The organism is Streptomyces aureus (assembly GCF_000725495.1).
Taxonomy (GTDB): Bacteria; Actinomycetota; Actinomycetes; order Streptomycetales; family Streptomycetaceae; genus Streptomyces; species Streptomyces aureus_B.
This window is the reverse complement of sequence record NZ_JNZD01000034.1, coordinates 61,879-81,680: the sequence shown is the minus strand read 5'-3', so window position 1 is coordinate 81,680 and position 19,802 is coordinate 61,879. Positions and strand designations below refer to the sequence as shown.

Annotated in this window: 17 protein-coding genes and 2 pseudogenes; 1 reads left to right on the top strand and 18 read right to left on the bottom strand. The window is 70.9% G+C overall.

Going from position 1 to position 19,802, the window contains the following annotated elements:
• Window positions 1-9 precede the first annotated feature (9 nt).
• The 13 genes and pseudogenes from IO36_RS32360 to proS all read right to left on the bottom strand — a co-directional run bounded on the left by IO36_RS32360 (window position 10) and on the right by proS (window position 9,980).
• On the bottom strand, window positions 10-318 hold the full coding sequence (locus tag IO36_RS32360; RefSeq protein ID WP_003965949.1) for a DUF2469 domain-containing protein: 309 nt from the start codon (window positions 316-318) through the stop codon (window positions 10-12).
• Window positions 319-373: 55 nt separating this feature from the next.
• On the bottom strand, window positions 374-892 hold the full coding sequence (locus IO36_RS32355) for an NUDIX hydrolase (RefSeq protein ID WP_037625110.1): 519 nt from the start codon (window positions 890-892) through the stop codon (window positions 374-376).
• The gene (gene lepB, locus IO36_RS32350) at window positions 882-1,655 is read right to left on the bottom strand and encodes a signal peptidase I (RefSeq protein WP_037625108.1); all 774 of its coding nucleotides are present in this window, start codon (window positions 1,653-1,655) and stop codon (window positions 882-884) included. The genes IO36_RS32355 and lepB (IO36_RS32350) overlap by 11 nt, the downstream gene beginning before the upstream one ends.
• 187 nt (window positions 1,656-1,842) lie before the next feature.
• Entirely contained in the window at window positions 1,843-2,784 is a 942-nt protein-coding gene (lepB, locus tag IO36_RS45095) for a signal peptidase I (protein WP_107065853.1), read from the bottom strand.
• A pseudogene (gene lepB / locus IO36_RS32340) lies at window positions 2,672-3,760 on the bottom strand (signal peptidase I); the annotation flags it as partial. The gene lepB (IO36_RS45095) and the pseudogene lepB (IO36_RS32340), both read right to left, overlap by 113 nt.
• Window positions 3,753-4,469 (bottom strand): signal peptidase I, encoded by a 717-nt coding sequence (lepB, locus tag IO36_RS32335; RefSeq protein WP_037625106.1) that lies wholly within the window; start codon window positions 4,467-4,469, stop codon window positions 3,753-3,755. The pseudogene lepB (IO36_RS32340) and the gene lepB (IO36_RS32335), both read right to left, overlap by 8 nt.
• Before the next feature lie 79 nt (window positions 4,470-4,548).
• Window positions 4,549-4,899: a 50S ribosomal protein L19 gene (rplS, locus tag IO36_RS32330; protein ID WP_037625104.1), complete on the bottom strand. Its 351-nt coding sequence runs from the start codon at window positions 4,897-4,899 to the stop codon at window positions 4,549-4,551.
• Between the two features lie 131 nt (window positions 4,900-5,030).
• Window positions 5,031-5,852 (bottom strand): tRNA (guanosine(37)-N1)-methyltransferase TrmD, encoded by an 822-nt coding sequence (trmD, locus tag IO36_RS32325; protein WP_037625101.1) that lies wholly within the window; start codon window positions 5,850-5,852, stop codon window positions 5,031-5,033.
• Window positions 5,852-6,463, bottom strand: coding sequence for a ribosome maturation factor RimM (gene rimM, locus IO36_RS32320; RefSeq protein ID WP_037625099.1), 612 nt, complete (start codon window positions 6,461-6,463; stop codon window positions 5,852-5,854). Before rimM ends, trmD begins: the two co-directional genes overlap by 1 nt.
• A gap of 189 nt (window positions 6,464-6,652) precedes the next feature.
• Window positions 6,653-6,892, bottom strand: coding sequence for an RNA-binding protein (locus IO36_RS32315; RefSeq protein WP_003973401.1), 240 nt, complete (start codon window positions 6,890-6,892; stop codon window positions 6,653-6,655).
• Between the two features lie 2 nt (window positions 6,893-6,894).
• Complete coding sequence (gene rpsP / locus IO36_RS32310; protein ID WP_037625095.1) at window positions 6,895-7,314, bottom strand: 30S ribosomal protein S16; 420 nt, start codon at window positions 7,312-7,314, stop codon at window positions 6,895-6,897.
• 402 nt (window positions 7,315-7,716) lie between these two features.
• Window positions 7,717-8,313 (bottom strand): hypothetical protein, encoded by a 597-nt coding sequence (locus IO36_RS32305; protein WP_037625093.1) that lies wholly within the window; start codon window positions 8,311-8,313, stop codon window positions 7,717-7,719.
• Window positions 8,314-8,564: 251 nt separating this feature from the next.
• Window positions 8,565-9,980 carry a proline--tRNA ligase gene (proS, locus tag IO36_RS32300; RefSeq protein WP_037625091.1) on the bottom strand — a complete coding sequence of 472 codons (1,416 nt, stop codon included), beginning with the start codon at window positions 9,978-9,980 and terminating at the stop codon, window positions 8,565-8,567.
• Window positions 9,981-10,179: 199 nt separating this feature from the next.
• Between proS and IO36_RS32295 the strand changes: the two are divergent.
• Window positions 10,180-11,049 (top strand): annotated as a pseudogene (locus IO36_RS32295) (SAM-dependent methyltransferase); the annotation flags it as partial.
• Window positions 11,050-11,316: 267 nt separating this feature from the next.
• On the opposite strand, the gene ftsH reads toward IO36_RS32295, so the two are convergent.
• From ftsH to IO36_RS32270, 5 genes are all read right to left on the bottom strand, one after another.
• Window positions 11,317-13,251, bottom strand: a complete 1,935-nt coding sequence (gene ftsH, locus IO36_RS32290; RefSeq protein ID WP_037625089.1) for an ATP-dependent zinc metalloprotease FtsH — start codon at window positions 13,249-13,251, stop codon at window positions 11,317-11,319.
• 134 nt (window positions 13,252-13,385) lie between these two features.
• A complete protein-coding gene (gene ffh / locus IO36_RS32285; protein WP_037625087.1) occupies window positions 13,386-14,939 on the bottom strand; it encodes a signal recognition particle protein in 1,554 nt (517 codons plus the stop codon).
• A gap of 339 nt (window positions 14,940-15,278) precedes the next feature.
• Window positions 15,279-17,750, bottom strand: a complete 2,472-nt coding sequence (locus IO36_RS32280) for a [protein-PII] uridylyltransferase (protein ID WP_037625085.1) — start codon at window positions 17,748-17,750, stop codon at window positions 15,279-15,281.
• A gap of 41 nt (window positions 17,751-17,791) precedes the next feature.
• On the bottom strand, window positions 17,792-18,130 hold the full coding sequence (locus tag IO36_RS32275) for a P-II family nitrogen regulator (RefSeq protein ID WP_037625082.1): 339 nt from the start codon (window positions 18,128-18,130) through the stop codon (window positions 17,792-17,794).
• Complete coding sequence (locus IO36_RS32270) at window positions 18,127-19,464, bottom strand: ammonium transporter (protein WP_037625080.1); 1,338 nt, start codon at window positions 19,462-19,464, stop codon at window positions 18,127-18,129. Before IO36_RS32270 ends, IO36_RS32275 begins: the two co-directional genes overlap by 4 nt.
• Window positions 19,465-19,802: the final 338 nt, after the last annotated feature.

Sequence of the window (19,802 nt, the reverse complement as noted above, 5' to 3'; positions counted from 1 at the left end):
GCCCGCGTCTCAGCCGCCCGGCAGCTCCAGGTCGCTCTTGTTGAGCTCCTCGATGTTCACGTCCTTGAATGTCAGGACGCGCACCTGCTTCACGAAGCGAGCGGGCCGGTACATGTCCCAGACCCAGGCATCCGCCATGGACACCTCGAAAAACACCTCGCCCTGGACCGAGTGCACCTGCATCTCGTAGTCGTTGGTGAGGTAGAAGCGCCGCTCGGTCTCGATCACATATTTGAACAGACCGACGACGTCGCGGTACTCGCGATAGAGCTTCAGCTCCATCTCGGTCTCGTACTTCTCGAGGTCCTCGGCGCTCATGGCATGTTCCCCTTCAGCCGTGCGTCCCCCTATTGTGCGCCAGCCCCGGGCGCCCCTAGACGATTTCCGTGTCGAGGACCTCGGGCGTGGCCGGGGGACCCTCGTCGAGCAGCCTGCGCAGCAGCCCGGCGAGCTTGGTCGGATACACCGTCTCATGCGCCTCGGTCAGTTCCCCGCACGTCCACCAGCGCGATCCGGCGACGCTGCGCCGCTCCAGCTCCGTCAGCGCCGTGGCGGCCGTGGCGGTCTGCGCCGTACGGGCCAGGAAGTACCACTCGTCCTGGTCCCAGCGCCGGCCCGCGAACGGGAACGAACAGCTCCGCCGCCACAGCACGGGGCCCAGTTCGACCTCCGTGATGCCGGTCTCCTCCACGAGTTCCCGCAGGGCCGCCTGCTCATGGGTCTCGTCGCCCTCCAGACCGCCGCCGGGGGTGAACCACCAGTGTTCGGAGGGATCGTCCGGCTCGTGGCCGTGCAGCAGCAGGACGCGGTCCTGCGGATCGAGCAGCACGACCCGGGCGACCTTGCGCACCTCGCGCCGGCCCGGGTCCTGGTCCGCCGCCTCAGCGGGCACCGGCGGACTCCTTGCGGGCACGGGACCGCCCGGCCAGCTTGGCGACCGGACCGTACGCCGCTCCGCCGAGCACCAGCACGGCGCCGGCGATCACCAGGGCGATCATCGTGGGCAGCGGACCCGGCTGGGACAGGGCGCCGAGCGTCTTGAAGCCGTCGGGGCGGGCGAGCATGCCGTTGAGGGGCCAGGCGACGGCTTCGACCCGGGCCTTGACGGCCCCGCGGGCCACCGTGCCCTGCGCCGCGTCCGTGATGTGCGCCGTGGAGTCCAGGGAGCCCCGCCGCTCGTCGCCCAGCAGGAACAGCCGGCCCGCGGGGACCTTGACGGTCGGGAAGCCCGTGAGCTCGGCGAGGCTGCCCTTGGGCAGATACGATTCGTCGATCTGCTTGCCGTTGACGGTCAGCTTGCCGTCGGTGCAGCAGGCGACGGTGTCGCCGCCGATCGCGACCACGCGCTTGACCACGGACGAGCCCGTGACCCACGTCTTGTCGTCGAACACGACGACGTCACCGCGGCGGACCTCGCTCCCGTCGACGCGCTGCGCCAGCACCCGGTCACCGATCTTGATCGTCGGTGCCATCGAACTCGTGGGCACGGTGTACGGCCGGTAGACCAGCGCCGCCCAGACGAATCCGCCCAGGAACAGCAGCAGGCCCAGTCCGACGGCCAGCCCGGACAGCCGCTGTCCCGTTTTGCTCCCCGCCGGGGCCTTGCCGGTGCCGCCGCTGCGCGGGGCCGTACGTGTTGCGCTCTCGCCACCCATGGGCCCGCACCTTACCCGGGGGTACGGTCCTCGGTCAGCCCCCTCCTGATCACGATCGCCGGAGCGGGCCGGATCCTCACCGCCCGTACATGACCCTCACGGGGACGAGCGGGGCCGCGCGGAAACGAACGGGGCCGGCCTCCCCGGAAACGTCCGGGAAGACCGGCCCCGAAGGCCGTGCGGTGTCTCAGTCGTCCTTGGACGCCTTGCGCCTGCGGCGCACCAGCACGAGCGGCACCGTGCCCAGCAGGGCCAGGGAGCCCGGCGAGGTGACCGCCGCGGCCGCCTGGTCGCTCAGGCCGGGCTGGTCGAAGGTGTCCGGCACCGGCAGCGTGCCCCAGCGGCTGATGGGCCAGGCCTTGACGATGGCGCGGCCGACGACGTCGTTCACCGGGACCATGCCGTGGTGCTTGTCCGTCTGGTTGTAGCGCGAGTCCCGCGAGTTCTGGCGGTGGTCGCCCATGACCCAGATCATGCCCTTGGGGACGGTGACCTTGAACTGGCCGCCGTCCTCGTCCTGGCTGCACGGGGTGTTGCCGGCGTACACGTACGAGGATTCGTTCAGCGCCTTGCCGTTGACCTTCAGCGGACCGGTGCCCTTGCACTCGATGGTGTCGCCGCCGACCCCGATGACCCGCTTGATCAGGTCCTTCTCCTCGGCGGACGGCATCAGGCCGATCCAGCTGAGGACCGTTTGCAGGGCGTTCGGGTTGGCCGTGGGCTCGCCCGCCAGCCAGTTGTCCGGGTCGTGGAAGACGACGACCTCGCCCCGCTCCGGCTCGGAGCCGAACCACGGGGTCAGCTTGTCGACCAGGACGCGGTCACCCTGCTGGAGGGTGTTCTGCATCGAGTCCGAGGGGATCGAGAACGCCTGCACCAGGAAGGTCTTGATGATCAGCGCGAGGACCAGGGCGATGCCGATCAGGATCGGCAGTTCCTTCCAGAAGGAGCGCTGCTTGTTGGGCTTGGGGTCCCGGCCGGAACGCCCGGTCGAGGCGTCACCGTCCTCGGAGCCGCTCCCGGAGTCCGACCCGGGCTCTACGGCCGGGGCAGCCGCATCCTCGGGCCTCTCCGGCTGGCCCTCGGGACCTTCGTGCCCAGAACGCGCGCCGACCGCCACATCCCCCACATCCACTCCTCACTCCGTGCCGCCGCCCGCGCCGTATTCGGTGCAGGCCCACCACTCCCATAACGAGCGGGAGTTCCGCAGGGCTCGGGAGCGGGATCAATCCGTCTGGATCCGCAGAGGCCACCCTATGCGACGGAGCTGAGGCGGAAGCCGACCCTCCAGGCGCGTCGGCCACCGTCGAGAAGGTGTTCGGCTCCTCCAGCCGGGTCCAGTGACCGATGGGCCAGCCGATGACCATCGCCCGGCCGACCACGGAGTCCTCCGAGACGGTTCCGCTGAACTTGTCGCTGCGGTGGTACCGGGAGTCCGCGGAGTTGCCGCGGTGGTCGCCCAGGACGAACAGACGGCCCGCGGGCACCTTCACCTCGAAGGAGAAGTCCGACGGCTTGTCCCCGGCGTAGATGTACGGCTCGGTCAGCGGGGTGCCGTTGACCGTCACCCGGCCCTGGGTGTCACAGCACTTGACCGTGTCCCCGCCGAGCCCCACGACCCGCTTGATCAGGTCCTTCTCGTTGTCGGAGGGCAGCAGGCCGATGAAGGTCAGCCCCTCCTTGAACTGCTTGACGACCACGGGGTCGTGCTTCTTCTGGGTGTCCTCGGCGGTGAGCCAGCCACCGGGGTCCTTGAAGACGACGACGTCTCCGCGCTTGGGCTGGGAGCCGAACCAGGGCGTGAACTTGTCCACGAGGACGCGGTCGCCGATCTGGATCGTGTTCTCCATGGAGCCCGACGGGATCACGAAGGCCTGGACGAGGAAGGTCTTGAGGACCAGCGCTATCAGCACGGCGACACCGACGAGGAGGGGGATCTCCTTGACGGCCGAGCGGCGTCGGCGCCGCTTGATCTTGCGCGCGAGCTTGCGGCGCTCGACCCGGCTGGGCCGGGCGGCGCCTCCCGCCGCGCGCCGGGAGCCGGTGGGCAGCAGGTTGTCGGCAGCGGCGGCGGAGACTCCGCGCGCCCGTCCACGGTTACCCACGGGCACCTCCGGCGGCCGGAACACCCGCGTAGGCGCCGGGACGTGTCAGACGGGTCCAGTGGCCCGGGGGCCAGGCGATCCAGTCGGCCCTGCCGATGACGTCGCCCACGGGGACCATGCCGCCGCCGGGCGAGCCCAGATGATCACGTGAGTCGCTGGAGCGGCTGCGGTGATCCCCCAGGAGGAACAGGGACCGCTCGGGCACGACGATGTCGAAGGGCGCCTCGGACGGGCTGTCGCCCCGATAGAGAAATGTCGACTCGTCGACCGATCGGCCGTTCACTTCGAGTCTCCCCTCCTTGTCGCAGCAGACCACGTGGTCTCCCTCTACCCCGACGACGCGTTTGACGTAGTCCGCGTTCCCGAAATAACCGGTGCCGTCGAACACGACGACATCGCCCCGCTGCGGCTCGGAACCGAAACGGTACGCCAACTTGTTTACGAGAACGCGGTCCCCGATCCTCAATCCGGACTCCATCGAGCCGCTGGGAATTTCGAAGGGCTGCATCACGAAGCGGCTGACCAGCAGGAGGAATACCAGACAGACCAGCACGGTCAGGGTGATCCGGCCCCCGGGAAGCCACTCGGCGGCCTTCTCCACGAACGCAAAACGCGACCCCTCCTCCGGCCCCGCTGTGTCCGAGATCTCCTCGGAAGCGGAAGGGCGGGAGGAGCGGTCGCGCTCCACGGGCTGTGCTTCGGTGTCCATCGGGGCCAGATGCTATCCGGCCTGTCTGAGACACCTTCTTACCGGCTCGGTCACCCTAGGGTCACCGCGGCGGAAGAGCTCAGTTGTCGCGCTTCTCCTTGATCTTCGCGGCCTTGCCGCGCAGCTCACGGAGGTAGTACAGCTTGGCGCGACGCACGTCACCGCGGGTGACGAGCTCGATCTTCTCGACGATCGGGGTGTGCACCGGGAAGGTGCGCTCGACGCCGACGGAGAAGGAGACCTTGCGGACCGTGAAGGTCTCGCGGACACCCGAGCCCTGACGGCGGATGACGACGCCCTTGAACTGCTGCACACGGGAGCGGTTGCCCTCGATGACGCGGACGTGGACGTTGACGGTGTCACCCGGGCGGAAGGCCGGGATGTCGGTGCGCAGCGAGGCGCCGTCGACGGAGTCGAGCAGGTGCGACATGGTTTCTGCTTTCTTCGCTGATGCCACAGGTCATCAACGGGAGAGAGGTTCGAAGAGGATGCTGTCTCGTCGGGACGAGCGTCGTGTCCCCCTGTGGCAGGGGCGCACGCCGGACGACGGAGAGCAGCGGCTTATTCTTCCACGGCCTCGGGCCTGCGCCAAAATCGGCCGTCGGGGTCCGGCCGCCAGCCCATGATCGAGAGCATCTCGCGGTCCTTCTTGTCGAAGGAGGAGGCGTCGCAGCGCTCGATGAGGTCGGGCCGGTTCGCCGCGGTGCGGCGCAGGGCCTCGTCGCGGCGCCAGCGGGCGATCTTCCCGTGGTGGCCGCTGACCAGCACGTCGGGGATCTCACGGCCGCGCCACTGCGGGGGCTTGGTGTAGACGGGGCCCTCCAGGAGGTTGGCCATGGGCCCGGGGGCGAAGGAGTCGTCCCGGTGGGACTCGGCGTTGCCGAGCACGCCGGGCAGCAGCCGCGCCACGGCCTCGGTGACCACGAGGACGGCCGCCTCGCCGCCGGCGAGGACGTAGTCGCCGATGGAGACCTCGTAGACGGGCATCCGGGTCGCGTACTCGTCGATGACGCGGCGGTCGATGCCCTCGTAGCGCGCGGGCGTGAAGACCAGCCAGGGGCGCTCGGAGAGCTCGACGGCGAGCTGCTGGGTGAACGGGCGCCCGCTGGGGGTGGGGACGACGAGGGCGGGGCCGTGGGCGCCCGTCTCGTATCCGTCCGCCAGCGCGGAGTCCAGGGCCTCGCCCCAGGGCTCGGTCTTCATGACCATGCCGGGGCCGCCGCCGTAGGGGGTGTCGTCGACCGTGTTGTGGCGGTCGTAGGTCCAGTCCCTCAGATCGTGCACGTGCACGTTCAGCTGTCCGCGGGCGCGGGCCTTGCCGACGAGCGAGACGTTCAGGGGTTCCAGGTACTCGGGGAAGATCGTGACGACGTCGAGCCGCATCAGGCGCCGGCCCCCGTGGTCTCGTCGTCCGCCCCGGCGGAGCCGCTCTTCGCGTCGCCGGCGGAGGCGCTCTCCTCGTCCCTGGTGGAGACGACCTCGGCCCGGTCGTCGATCAGGCCGGGCGGCGGGTCGATGACGGCCCGCTGCTCCTCCAGGTCGATCTCGACGACGATCTCCTCCACGAACGGGATCATCACCTCGGTGCCGTCCGGGCGCTCCACCACGAAGAGGTCCTGCGAGGGCAGGTGCGAGATCTCCGTGATGCGTCCGACCTCGGCGCCGTCCGTGGTGACCACGTCGAGGTCCATCAGCTGGTGGTCGTAGTACTCGTCCGGGTCCTCGGGCGTCTCGTCGGGGTCGACCTCGGAGATCAGCAGGGTGTTGCGCAGGGCCTCGGCGCCGTTGCGGTCCCGTACGCCCGCGAAGCGCAGCAGGAGACGGCCGCTGTGGACGCGCCCCGTCTCGATGGTCAGTGGTCCGGCGGAGGCCGGATCGGTGAGCAGGACGGCACCGGGGCCGAGCCTGAGCTCCGGCTCGTCGGTGCGGACCTCCACGGTGACCTCGCCCTTGATGCCGTGGGCACGGCCGACGCGAGCGACTACCAGCTGCACTGTGCTTGATCTCCTGTCGTGTGCCGGCTGCCGTGTGCCGACGGCCATGCTTCCTGAACGACCGCGCGAACCGCGGACGACCGCGGGGTGCGGACGACCACGGGCCGAGGCGGTCCCGGGCCGGGGACGACTACGGGCCGGGGACGGCTCGTAAGCCCTCCCCGGCCCGAGCCGGTGCTGCCTGTTACGTCAGCGGACGTGATCCACGTCGACGAGGTCGACGCGGACACCACGGCCGCCGATGGCGCCCACGACGGTGCGCAGAGCGCGCGCGGTGCGGCCGTTGCGGCCGATCACCTTGCCGAGGTCGTCCGGGTGGACCCGGACTTCCAGGACGCGCCCGCGGCGCAGGTTGCGGGAAGCGACCTGCACGTCGTCGGGGTTGTCGACGATGCCCTTCACGAGGTGCTCGAGAGCCTCCTCGAGCATGCTCAGGCCTCGGTCGACTCGGACTCGGCCGAAGCCTCGTCCTTCTTCTCAGCCTTCTTCTTCTGGGTGATGGCCTCACCCTTGCCCGTGTCCTCGCCGCCCAGGGCGTCGAAGGACGGACGCGTGGCCTTCGGCTCGGCGACGAGCAGCGGAGCCGGGGCCGGCAGGCCCTTGAACTTCTGCCAGTCACCGGTCAGCTTCAGGATGGCGAGCACGGGCTCGGTCGGCTGCGCGCCGACACCCAGCCAGTACTGCGCGCGGTCCGAGTCGACCTCGATGCGCGAGGGGTTCTGCACCGGGTGGTACAGACCGATCTCCTCGATGGCCCGGCCGTCACGGCGGGTACGGGAGTCGGCGACGACGATGCGGTAGTGAGGCGAACGGATCTTGCCCAGACGCTTCAGCTTGATCTTGACTGCCACGGAAGTGGTGTCTCCTGGTCTTGACGTGGTTGGGCACGCAGAGATGGCCGCGTGGGGTTGCGGTACCCGAGTGCCCGATGGACGCGTCAGCCGGAGGAGAGAGGGGTCCTATGCGGCTGTCGAGTACAGCTAGCCATTCTGCCACATCCGCCGGTCCGCCCCGACCGGGGGATGCCGGAGCGGTTCCCGGAAGCGCGCATGCCTGATGGGCACCCGGCGTTCCGGGTGCCCATCGGGCAGGTGAGGGCGTGGACCGGCCGCCGAGGCGACGGAGAGGTGTCGCCCGCGCGCACTCGTGCCTCCTGAATTCCCCCACCCGCCCGGGGCGGATGGGGGAGGCACGACTGCTCACGGGCCGCGCGACTGCTCCGGCACCCACGAGACGCCGGTGGAGTACGCGCCTCAGCCGGCGGCTGCCCCGACCACCTCCGGAATGCGGAAGGGCTTGCCGCACCCTCCGCACACGATCGGCGCCTGCGCGAGCACGGACGGCACCACGCGCACGTTGCGCCCGCAGTCGCAGACGGCCTTGACGCGGACACCTCCCCCGGAGGAGCCGTGACGTGCGGCCGGGCCGCGGAACGAACGGGCGGTGTCCGCGGACGTGGCGGCCGTGTGGGCCTTCAGCGCGCGCTGGAGCCGCTCGATGGTCGGGCGGTAGCGGCGCTTCGCCTCGGGATTGAGCGTGACCAGCGAGAAGCCGCTGCTGGGATGCGGCTCCTCGGGGTGGTCGAGGCCCAGTTCCTCGGCGATCGCCAGGAATCTGCGGTTGTGGTACCGGCCGGCGCGCGAGGTGTCGCGGACCCCCCGGGCGGCGGCGATGCCATGGACTGCTTCGTGAAGCAGTCGCTCGAAGGAGAGTTCGTGCCCGCAGGCGGACGACGATTCTCCGATCAGGGACTCTGGCGCGGCAAGATCGGGCAGTTCGGGGTGGTGCCGCTGAATGTCGGCCCACGCCCCTGCCAGCTCTGCGGCGAGAACAGGTGGTGTCGTGCTCACGTAATGACAACGAGCGGGAGTGCCTCGGTGTTCCTATTACGGGGCATCCCAAATAATTTGCACGTACCCGTCAGTTGTCACTGATGCGTCGCGACGAGGGCGGGTGCGCTGATCTGCGGAGAAGCCGCACAGCTCGTACCAAGGCGGTACGTAGGCACACGTACGCCCCCGCGCGTAGACGGTCTCCGCACGCCGGGACCCCTGTGGCCGGCGGATGCGCAAGGGGTGTTTCGGCCGCCCTGCGACCGCCCTCAGTAGGCGCGGGCGACGACGGCGACGTTACCGGGTGCGTCGTCGGCGTCGGGCACCGACCCGTCCTCGGCGAGCAGACAGCGTACGGTCACCGCGTGCTCGGCGAGCCTGGCCTCGCCCTCTTCGCCGAGGTCGGCCCAGGGGATGCGGGCCCAGCCGCCGGCCAGCGCCGCCTCCACGGCCGCCCCGACCGTCGACACGTCGGACGTACGGGACACCCGGCGCTCGCGGGACTGCGCCAGGAGCAGCGCCTGGTCCTCCTCCAGGATCGCGGGCAGCAGCGCCGCCAGCGCGTCGAGGCCCACCGGCTCCTTGCCGCCGGGGATGCGGCGGACCAGCATCGCGGTGCCGTTCTCCAGGTCACGGGGGCCGACCTCGACGCGTACGGGGACGCCCTTGAGCTCCCAGTCGACGGCGCGGCGCCCGAACGGGGTGTCCGTGCGGTCGTCGACCTCGACCCGCACGCCCGCCGCCGTCAGCCGGTCGCCGATCTCGCGGACCTTGGCCAGAACCGCCTCGTCCCCCTTGATCGCGAGGACGACGGCCTGTACGGGGGCGAGCCGGGGCGGCACCCGCAACCCGCTGTCATCGCCGTGCGACATGATCAGGCCACCCACCATGCGGGTCGAGGCGCCCCAGGAGGTCTGCCAGACGAGCTCCTGCTGTCCGTCCCTCGACAGGTACCGGGTGTTGAACGCCCTCGCGAAGTTCTGCCCGAGCTCGTGGCTGGTGCCCATCTGGAGCGCCTTGCCGTCGCCCATCATCCCTTCGAGGGTCAGGGTGTTGACGGCTCCCGCGAACCGCTCGCTCGCCGTCTTCCGGCCAAGGACGACATCGATGCCGAGGACGTTCACCATGAAGTCGGCGTACACCTCCTTGTGGATGTGCGCCGCGTAGTCCCGGGCGTCCTCGTAGGTGGCGTGCGCGGTGTGGCCCTCCTGCCAGAGGAATTCGGTCGTCCTCAGGAAGACCCGCGGGCGCATCTCCCAACGGACCACGTTCGCCCACTGGTTGATCAACAGCGGCAGGTCGCGGTAGCTCTGCACCCACTTGGAGAAGTACTCGTTGACGATCGTCTCGGAGGTGGGGCGGACGACGACGGGCTCCTCCAGCTCCTTGCCGCCGCCGTGCGTCACGACCGCGAGCTCCGGGGCGAAGCCCTCCACGTGCTCGGCCTCCCGCGTGAGGTACGACTGCGGGATGAACAGCGGGAAGTACGCGTTCCGCGCGCCCGCCTCCTTGATGCGGGCGTCCAGCTCCTGCTGCATCCGCTCCCACAGCCCGTACCCGTACGGCCGGATGACCATCGTGCCGCGCACCGGTCCGTTGTCGGCGAGCTCGGCCTTGTTGATCAAGTCCTGGTACCAGCGCGGGAAGTCGTCCGACCGGGGCGTGAGAACGGGTGCCTTTGCCATGCGGGCGATGCTACGGGCCCACGTTGCCGGTATGTGAATTCTTGGGCCTTTCGCTCCCTGGGTACAAACAGGCCCCCGCAACCCCTGGACGGCACGTCGAGCGCGGAGTTACCTGACATACGGGGGGAGAGCGGGCCTCACGCGCGGGGGCGGGGACAAGGGGCCCGGCGGCAACTCTCGGCGGATTGGGGCACTTTCGATGACACCTACGCTCGTGCGGCAGCACCTTCCTCATGCGGGTCCTTCGCCCCGCTCGGACGGGGGTGCACGCGCGCGTGACTGGGCCGAGATCCAGGAGCGGATGCTGGTCCCGCTCTACGAGGCCGTCTTCGACCGGCTCGAAGTGGGCGGCGGGACCAGGCTGCTCGGGCTCGGCTGCGGGTCGGGGCTCGCCCTGCTGATGGCGGCCTCCCGCGGCGCCGCGGTCACGGGTGTCGACTCCTCGTCACCCGAACGGCTGGCTCTCGCGCGGGAACGTCTGCTGTCCGGGGGACCGGGTGCGGGTGCCGGGGAACCGGGCGCGAGTCCTGGGGACCGGGCTCGGATCGTCGCCGGGTCCCCGCGGGACACGGTGGACCAGGGGGTCCCGGCGTACGACCTGGTGACCGCGTTCGAGCCGATCGGCTGTGTCGCCGGGGACTCCGCGGGGCTCGTCACGCTGCTGGGCGAGGCGGCTCCGCTCGCCCGGCGGGGAGCGGCCGTCGTGCTGGTCGGCTGGGGGCCGCCTGAGCGGTGCGCCACCTCGGCCGTGCTGCGGGTGGCCACCAAGCTGGCGGATCCGCTGCGTGGTGCGGCCTGCTGGCGTGCGGCCTGCCGTGACGACCTGGAGGAGGTCGCCGAGCGGGCCGGGCTGCGGCCGGACGGCTCGGGGCGGGTGGCTTGCCCGTTCGGGTACGCGGATGTGGACAGCGCCGTGCGTGGGCTGCTCTCCACGGGGCTCTTCGACGCCGCGATCGCCGCCACCGACCAGGCACAGGTCGACAAGGAGGTGGCCGAGGCGCTGCATCCCCATCTGCGGCGGGACGGGACCGTGTGGATGCCGAACGTTTTCCGGTATCTCATTGCCCGTCGGGGCCGTGCCGGTGCATCAGCCCGTCGCCGTCGGACGGAGATGTGGACGTTAGTGGCGACGGGCATCGATGTACCGGCACGGCCCCTCACGCCGGATCCCGGCTGCGGGAGTGTCGTGGTAGCCCACTACCGCCGGGTCCTGGCTGCGGGAGTGTCGTGGTAGCCCACTACCGCCGCGTCCGCGTCGCGGCTGCGGGAGTGCCGTGGTAGCCCCGGTCCCGGCTGTGGCGTTGGTGGGTTGGGGGCGGCGGTTCGGGTGGCGGGGTCAGAGTTCCTTGGTGGTTCGGGGTACGCCGGCGATTCGGTAGGCCTCGGCCTCCTCCAGCGTTTCGTTCGCCAGGAGCGCCTCGGCCAGCGCGTCGAGCTGGTCCCGGTGGTCCCGGAGTTTCTGGCAGGCCTCCTCGTAGCACTCGTCGACGATGCGGCGCATCTCGTGGTCGATCGAGTCGAGGGTCGCGGGGGCCGCCGCCAGGCCGTAGGCCTGCTGGGCGTCGTTGGGCAGGGCGGACAGCCTGCCTACGCGCTCGCTCATGCCCCAGCGGGCGACCATGCCGCGGGCGAGGTTCGTGACCTGTTCCAGGTCGTTCTCCGAGCCCGTGGTGATGACGTCGTAGACGACGTGCTCGGCGGCCATGCCGCCGAGGGCGCCGATGATCCGGCCGCGCAGATACGCCTCGGTGTACGCGTACCGGTCCGCGTCCGGCGTCGAGAGGGTGACGCCGAGGGCCCGGCCGCGCGGCACGATGGTGATCTTGCGGACGGGGTCGGCCCCGGGGCGCAGCATGCCCAGGAGCGCATGGCCGCTCTCGTGGTACGCGGTGCGGCGGCGCTCCTCGTAGGGCATGACCAGGGAGCGTTCGGCGCCGAGCTGGACCTTTTCCAGGGCTTCGGAGAGGTCGCCCTGGGTCACCGTGGACTGCTTGCGCTTGACGGCGAGGAGGGCGGCCTCGTTGGCGAGGTTGGCGAGGTCTGCGCCCGTCATGCCCGGGGTCGTCCGGGCCACCTGGGTCAGGTCCACGTCGGGGGCGAGCGGGATCTCGCGGGTGTGGATCTCCAGGATCGCCTCGCGGCCGCCGCGGTCGGGGGGCGAGACGTTGACGACCCGGTCGAAGCGGCCGGGCCGCGTCAGGGCGGGGTCCAGGATGTCGGCGCGGTTCGTGGCGGCGATGACGATGACGCCCTCCGAGCCGGAGAAGCCGTCCATCTCCGTGAGGATCTGGTTGAGCGTCTGCTCGCGCTCGTCGTGGCCGCCCATCGCGGAGCCGCCCGAGCGTGACCGTCCGATGGTGTCGATCTCGTCGATGAAGATGATCGACGGGGCCACCTTGCGGGCCTCGGCGAACAGTTCGCGCACGCGCGAGGCGCCGACGCCCACGATCATCTCGATGAACTCGGAGGCGGATGCCGAGAAGAACGGGACGCCCGCCTCGCCCGCGACCGCCCGGGCGAGCAGGGTCTTTCCGGTGCCGGGCGGGCCCGCGAGCAGCACGCCGCGGGGCATCTTCGCGCCCATCCTGCGGTACGCGTCGGGGTTCTTGAGGAAGTCCACGACGTCGTCGACCTCGCCGGCCACCTCGTCGATACCGGCCACGTCCGCGAACGTGGTGCGCTTGCCTCCGGGCACGAGTTCGACCGGCTTCGGGGGCGTCTTGCGGCCGAGCATGCCGCCCGCGCCGCCCATGCCGGAGCCCATCCGCCGGGCGATGAAGATCCACAGGACGACCAGCAGGATCATCGGGGCGAGCGAGATCAGCAGGTTGAACAGGAAGCTGCGTTCCTGGACCACCGGCGAGGCGGTCACCGTGACGTCGTGCTTCTGGAGGTTGTCCCAGAGCTTGTCGTCCGCGAAGACCGGGCGCTGGGTCTTGAACTTGGTGTACTTCCCGTCGCCGTCGGGTTTCTCCTGGGAGTTCTTGAGCTGTCCCTGGATCGCGTCGCCCTTGGCGTAGATCTTGGTGACGTTGCCGTCGTCGACCTGCCGGCTGAACTCCGTGTACGAGATCGTCGGCTCGTTGCCCTGGTTGTAGAACGACAGCACCAGGTTGGCGATCAGGAACACGATGAGCGCGGCCAGGGCCAGGCTCCACCAGCCGCCGGGCAGCTTCCGCCGGCCGCCCGAGGGCGGCGACGGCTCGGGCGGGGTGCCCTCGGTGCGCCAGGGCTGGTCCGGTGCCTTGCGGGGCGGCACGGGATTGCTCATAAAGGGACGTTACGACACATGGCGGACAGCGGCACCCGCGGTCACGCCGCTGGGGGCGCCCCTCGCGATGAGGGGCGCCCCCAGCGGGCGTCACGACGGCGCTCCCGTACGGGACGGGAGGCCGCTCCCGGGCGTCAGCCCATGAACTTCTTGAACTCGTCCGGCAGCTCGAAGTCGTCCTGCGCGTTCTGCTGCGGGAGGCCGAAGGCGTTGCCGCCCTGCGCGCCCGCCTCGCGGCGCGCGGCCTCCTCTTCCTCCTGCTGCCTGCGCTTCATCGGGTTTCCGGAACGCTGCTTGCCCTTGGCCTGCTTCGGCTTCTTCTTGGTGCGGCCGGGGCCGCCGCCCATGCCCGGCATCCCCGGCATGCCCGGCATCCCGCCGCCCTGGGCCATGCGGGACATCATCTTGCGGGCCTCGAAGAAGCGCTCGACCAGGCCCTTGACCGCGCTGACCTCGACGCCGGAACCCTTGGCGATACGGGCGCGGCGCGAACCGTTGATGATCGTCGGGTCCTGGCGCTCGCCCGGGGTCATCGACTTGATGATCGCGCCGACGCGGTCGACGTCCCGCTCGTCCAGGTTGTTGATCTGGTCCTTGATCTGGCCCATGCCCGGGAGCATGCCGAGCAGCTTGCTGATGCTGCCCATCTTCCGGACCTGCTCCATCTGGGCCAGGAAGTCGTCCAGGGTGAAGTCCTGGCCCTTCTTGGACGCCAGCTTGGAGGCCATCTTCTCGGCCTCTTCCTGGCTGAACGTCTTCTCCGCCTGCTCGATCAGGGTGAGGAGGTCACCCATGTCGAGGATGCGGGAAGCCATCCGGTCCGGGTGGAAGGCGTCGAAATCGTCGAGCTTCTCGCCGTTCGAGGCGAACATGATCGGCTTGCCGGTGATCTGCCGGATCGACAGGGCGGCACCACCGCGGGCGTCACCGTCGAGCTTGGAGAGCACCACGCCGTCGAAGCCGACGCCGTCGCGGAAGGCCTCCGCCGTGTTGACGGCGTCCTGGCCGATCATCGCGTCGACGACGAAGAGGATCTCGTCCGGGCTGACGGCGTCGCGGATGTCCGCGGCCTGCTGCATCAGCTCCTGGTCGATGCCGAGGCGGCCGGCGGTGTCCACGATCACGATGTCGTGGACCTTGGCCTTGGCGAACTCGATGGAGTCCTGGGCGACCTTGACCGGGTCGCCCACGCCGTTGCCCGGCTCGGGGGCGTAGACGGCGACGCCCGCGCGCTCGGCGACGACGCTGAGCTGGTTCACCGCGTTGGGGCGCTGGAGGTCGGCGGCGACGAGGATCGGGGAGTGACCCTGGTCCTTGAGCCACTTGGCGAGCTTTCCGGCGAGCGTGGTCTTGCCCGCGCCCTGGAGGCCCGCGAGCATGATCACGGTGGGCGGGTTCTTGGCGAACCGCAGCCGGCGGGTCTCGCCGCCGAGGATCGTGACGAGCTCGTCGTTGACGATCTTCAGGACCTGCTGGGCGGGGTTGAGGGCCCGGGAGACCTCGCTCCCCATCGCCCGCTCCTTGACGTTCTTGATGAACGTGCGGACGACCGGCAGGGCGACGTCGGCTTCGAGGAGCGCGATGCGGATTTCGCGGGCCGTGGCGTCGATGTCCGCCTCACTGAGGCGCCCCTTGCCGCGGAGGTTTTTGAACGTCGCGCTGAGGCGGTCGGAGAGGGTATCGAACACGGTGGCTTCGGTCCTCGGAGTCGGGGTCGTTTCGGGCTGCCCTCCAGGGTATCCGGCCCCGCAAGCGATTCGTCCCCGCACACCGCATTCGGTGCGCGTGGACAGGCCCTCGACGACGGGGAACGGGTCCGTGGCGCCTCCCGGAGGGCCCTCCGGAGACCGCACGGCCCTCGGGGTTACCGAGATCACATCCGGTGTGCGCCGGGTGTGGGGCCGAGGGACGCCAGGGCAGAGGGGGCGGGCGGCGGGCGAAGGACGGCAGGCAGCTGACGGCGGGCGGCTGGTGGCGGGCGGCTGGTGGCGGGCGGCTGGTGGCGGGCGGCTGGTGGCGGGCCGTGGTCAGGACCTGAGTGCCTCCTCCAGGGCGCGGGCCACCGACGCCGCCTCCTCCCCCGGCAGGGGTTCGCCCTTCGTGCCCGTCACATAGAAGGCGTCGACGGCGTTCGCGCCGAGGGTCGAGACGTGCATGCTCCGCACCCGCACCCGTGCCGTCTCCAGGGCCCGTCCGATGCGGTGCAGCAGGCCCGGGGCGTCGTGGGCGCGGACCTCGATGACCGTGGCCAGGCGGGACGCGGCGGGCGCGACGGTCACCCGCGGAGGGGGTGCGACGACGCCTCGCCGGCGCGGGTAGGCCGCGTCGCGCTCGGCGAGGCGCGCGGCGATGTCGAGGGAGCCGTCGAGGGCGCGGACGAGGTCGGCGCGCAGCCGGGCGGCCTGCGGCAGCGAGCCGTACTCGGCGGCGACGCGCCAGTTGAGGAGCAGGACGGAGCCCTCGACGCCGTGGGGCAGGTCCAGGGCGCGCAGTTCGGCGGTGCGGACGGTGAGCCGGTGCATGGCGAGGACGCCCGCCACGGAGGGGAGCACCCCGGGCTGGTCGGGGACGGCGATGAGGAGTTCCACGCCGAGCGGCTCCGGGTCGTCCGGGTCGGTGTCGGACGCGTTCTCGGTGTCGGTGTCGGTGGTGACGGGCTCCGTCTGCGCGCGCAGGGCGAGGACGGGCCCGCCGGTGCGGAACGCCTCGATCGCGAGGCGTTCCATCTCGGCGGTGGGCGCGGCGGGCTCGGGTTCCTCGGGCGCGTCCCCGGAAAGGACGGCGGCGACGCGTTTGACCAGGTCGGCGACGAGGGAGCCGCGCCAGGAGGACCAGGCGGCGGGCCCGGTGGCGAGCGCGTCCGCCTCGGTGAGGGCGTGCAGGAGTTCCAGGGTTCCCTGGGAGCCGACGGCCTCGGCGACGGAGCGGACGGTGGCCGGGTCCTCCAGGTCGCGCCGGGTGGCGGTGTCGACGAGCAGCAGGTGGTGGCGTACGAGGGTGGCGAGCACGGCGACGTCGACGCGGTCGAAGCCGATGCGGGCGGCCACGTCACGGGCGATGATCTCGCCGGCCACGGAGTGGTCGCCTGGCCAGCCCTTGCCGATGTCGTGCAGCAGGGCGGCGACGAGCAGGAGGTCGGGGCGGCCGACGCGGCGGGTCAGTTCGGAGGCGCGGACGGCCGTCTCGATGAGATGCCGGTCGACGGTCCAGATGTGGACGGCGTTGCGCTGGGGCCGGCAGCGCACCCGCTCCCAGTCGGGCAGCAGCCGGGTGATCAGTCCCTCGGCCTCCAGGGCCTCCCAGACCTCGACGGTCGGGCGGCCGGAGCCGAGGAGCGTGACGAGCTGTTCGCGGGCCTCGGCCGGCCAGGGGGTGGGCAGGGGGCGCGCGGCGGCGGCCATGCGCCGTACGGCGTGCAGGGAGAGCGGGAGGTCCGCCTGCGCGGCGGCGGCTGCGGCGCGCAGCGGGAGCACGGGGTCGCGTTCGGGCCGGGCGGCGCGGGCGAGCACGACCTCGCCGTCCTGTTCGACGACGCCCTCGGCGAGCGGGGAGCGCTCGGCGACGGGTTTGCCGCCGCCCAGCATGGCGCGCAGCCGCGGGCGGACCGCGCGCGAGCGCAGGACGCGTCCGACCTCGCGCCAGGTGACGTCGGAGGCGTAGGACACGACGCGCGCGGCCTCGTAGACCTGGCGCAGCAGGGTGTCGGCGTCCAGCAGGCCGAGTCCGGCGGCGACCTGGTCCTGTTCCTGGAGGGCGAGGCGGTCGGTGGCGCGGCCGGTGGCCAGGTGCAGGGCGTCACGGACGTCGAGGAGCCGGCGGCGGGCGTCGGCGAGGCCTTCGCGGGGTGCGTCGGCGAGCCAGGAGGCGGCGACGGCACGCAGTGCGGTGGCGTCGCGCAGTCCCCCGCGCGCCTCCTTCAGGTCGGGTTCGAGGAGGTACTGGAGTTCGCCCTGGCGTTCGGCGCGTTCCGCGCACAGCTCCTGGAGTTCGGGCAGCCGCTTGGGGGCCTGGTTGCGCCAGTCGGCGAGGACGGCCGTGCGCAGTCCCGCGGTGAGGCCGAGGTCGCCGGCGATGTGGCGGGCGTCGAGCAGGCCGAGCTGGACCTTGAGGTCGTCGGCGGCGGTCTTGCGGGCCTCGGCCGGGGTGCGGACCGAGTGGTCGAGATCCAGGCCCAGGTCCCACACGGGGTACCAGACGCGGTCGGCGAGGGCGGCGACGGCGCCGGAGTCGGAGCCGTCGTGCAGGAGGAGCAGGTCGAGGTCGCTGCGGGGCGAGAGTTCGCCGCGGCCGTAGCCGCCGACTGCGACGAGGGAGACCCCGCGCAGACCCTGGGAGCCGGCGGTGAACAGGCCGGTCAGCCAGTCGTCCGTCAGCTCGGCGAGGGCGGAACGGCGCGGCGGCCCGGACCGCGCCCCCTCCTGGAGGAGGCGCAGCCGGGCCGCCGCGTAGCCGCTGGGTCCCGAGTCCTCTGCTTCCACTCGCGTGTCCGTGCTCGTCACCCAGCGACTCCTGTCTTTCCTGTTCGTACGGGCCGGTCCCGTCAGAGCGCGTCGGGGCCGCGCTCGCCGGTGCGGACCCGGACGGCCGTGTCGACCGGGACGGACCACACCTTGCCGTCACCGATCTTGCCGGTGCGGGCCGCCTTCACGACGACGTCGACCAGCTGCTCGGCGTCGTCGTCCTCGACCAGCACCTCGATGCGGATCTTGGGTACGAGGTCGACCGTGTACTCGGCGCCGCGGTACACCTCGGTGTGTCCCCGCTGCCGACCGTAGCCGCTCGCCTCGGTGACCGTCAGTCCGTGGACCCCGAAGGCCTGCAGTGCCTCTTTGATCTCGTCGAGCCGGTGGGGCTTCACGACGGCGGTGATGAGCTTCATGCGTCCACCTTCTTGGCGTCCGTGTCGGCCGGGGCGGGCACGGCGGTCCGGGCGGCGCCACCACCGGCACCGCTGAAGTCGTATGCGGTCTCGGCGTGCTCGGCCTGGTCGATGCCGGCGATCTCCTCGTCCTCGGTGACCCGCATGCCGAGGGTCTTGTCGATGACGAAGGCGAGGATCGCGGAGACGACCAGGGAGTAGCCGAGGACGGCGAAGACTCCGGCGCACTGCTTCCAGAACTGGGTCAGGCCGCCGCCGTAGAAGAGGCCCTCGACCGTCGACTGGCCGTGGCCGCTGGCGAAGAGGCCGATCAGCAGGGAGCCGATGACACCGCCGACGAGGTGGACGCCGACCACGTCGAGCGAGTCGTCGTAGTTGAACTTGTACTTCAGGCCGACGGCCATGGCGCACAGGACACCGGCGATGGCACCGACCGCGATGGCGCCGAGCGGGGAGACCGCGCCGCCGGAGGGGGTGATGGCGACCAGACCGGCGACCGCGCCGGAGGCGGCGCCCAGCGTGGTGAACGCGCCGTGGCGGATCTTCTCGTAGAGGAGCCAGGCCAGCATGGCGGCCGCGGTGGCGACCTGCGTGTTGACGAACATCAGCGCGCCGACGCCGTCGTCGTTGCCGAGCCAGGAGCCGGCGTTGAACCCGAACCAGCCGAACCACAGCAGACCGGAGCCGAGCATCACCAGCGGGAGGCTGTGCGGGCGCATCGGGTCCTTCTTGAAGCCGACGCGCTTGCCGATGACCAGGATCACGCCGAGCGCCGCGGCACCCGCGTTGATGTGGACCGCCGTACCACCGGCGAAGTCGATCACACCGAGCTCGAAGGCCCAGCCGCCGGCGCCCCAGACCCAGTGGGCGACGGGGAAGTAGACGAGCGTGGCCCACAGCGTGATGAACAGCGACCACGCCGTGAACTTCACGCGGTCCGCGAGGGCACCGCTTATCAGCGCGGGCGTGATGATCGCGAACATGAGCTGGAAGACCATGAAGACGAACACCGGGATGGTGTAGCCGGGCCAGAGTTCGGTCAGGCCGATGTTGCTGAGGCCGACCCAGTCCGAGGTCCAGCCGATGAAGGATCCCTTGTCCGTGCCGAAGGCGAGGGAGAAGCCGTACAGCACCCACAGGATGGTGATGATCCCCATGCTGATGAAGCTCATCATCAGCATGTTGAGCGTGCTCTTGACGCGGACCATGCCTCCGTAGAAGAAGGCGAGGCCCGGCGTCATGATGAGCACGAGGGCGGAACAGATGAGCATGAACCCTGTGTTGGCGGCAGACAGCTTGGGTGCCTCTGCGGCAAGGGTGATGGCTGGTGCCATCGGCGTCTCCTCGTCGTTGGTACGGCCCCGTGCGGGCGAAGCCTGGATGGTCGTGAGGGGTGGGCCGGTTATGCGCCATGAGATTGACGCAGCGCCGTTTCCGTGGACGCCCCTCGATGTTTCGCACCCGTGACGAAGACACTCCGTGTGTTACACGTTCATGAACTGCCCCATTCCGGCCGAAGCGATCGTTATCGTGACGCAATCTCCCGCGGGACGCTCACGGCGTCCGGGGCGGGGCCGGCCAGGGTTGCCGCACGGGACCTCCCCGCGGTGGCCGGCCTCCCCTTCGGGAGCGGCGCGGGCCGGGGCCGCACACAGCGGAACCGGCCACGGCG

What these genes read in the sequence shown, in the direction of transcription:
- IO36_RS32360 (WP_003965949.1), bottom strand. Translation starts at nt 318, where the DNA reads ATGAGCGCCGAGGACCTCGAGAAGTACGAGACCGAGATGGAGCTGAAG.
- lepB (WP_037625108.1), bottom strand. Translation starts at nt 1,655, where the DNA reads ATGGGTGGCGAGAGCGCAACACGTACGGCCCCGCGCAGCGGCGGCACC.
- lepB (WP_037625106.1), bottom strand. Translation starts at nt 4,469, where the DNA reads ATGGACACCGAAGCACAGCCCGTGGAGCGCGACCGCTCCTCCCGCCCT.
- rplS (WP_037625104.1), bottom strand. Translation starts at nt 4,899, where the DNA reads ATGTCGCACCTGCTCGACTCCGTCGACGGCGCCTCGCTGCGCACCGAC.
- trmD (WP_037625101.1), bottom strand. Translation starts at nt 5,852, where the DNA reads ATGCGGCTCGACGTCGTCACGATCTTCCCCGAGTACCTGGAACCCCTG.
- IO36_RS32315 (WP_003973401.1), bottom strand. Translation starts at nt 6,892, where the DNA reads ATGCTCGAGGAGGCTCTCGAGCACCTCGTGAAGGGCATCGTCGACAAC.
- proS (WP_037625091.1), bottom strand. Translation starts at nt 9,980, where the DNA reads ATGGCAAAGGCACCCGTTCTCACGCCCCGGTCGGACGACTTCCCGCGC.
- ftsH (WP_037625089.1), bottom strand. Translation starts at nt 13,251, where the DNA reads ATGAGCAATCCCGTGCCGCCCCGCAAGGCACCGGACCAGCCCTGGCGC.
- IO36_RS32275 (WP_037625082.1), bottom strand. Translation starts at nt 18,130, where the DNA reads ATGAAGCTCATCACCGCCGTCGTGAAGCCCCACCGGCTCGACGAGATC.
- IO36_RS32270 (WP_037625080.1), bottom strand. Translation starts at nt 19,464, where the DNA reads ATGGCACCAGCCATCACCCTTGCCGCAGAGGCACCCAAGCTGTCTGCC.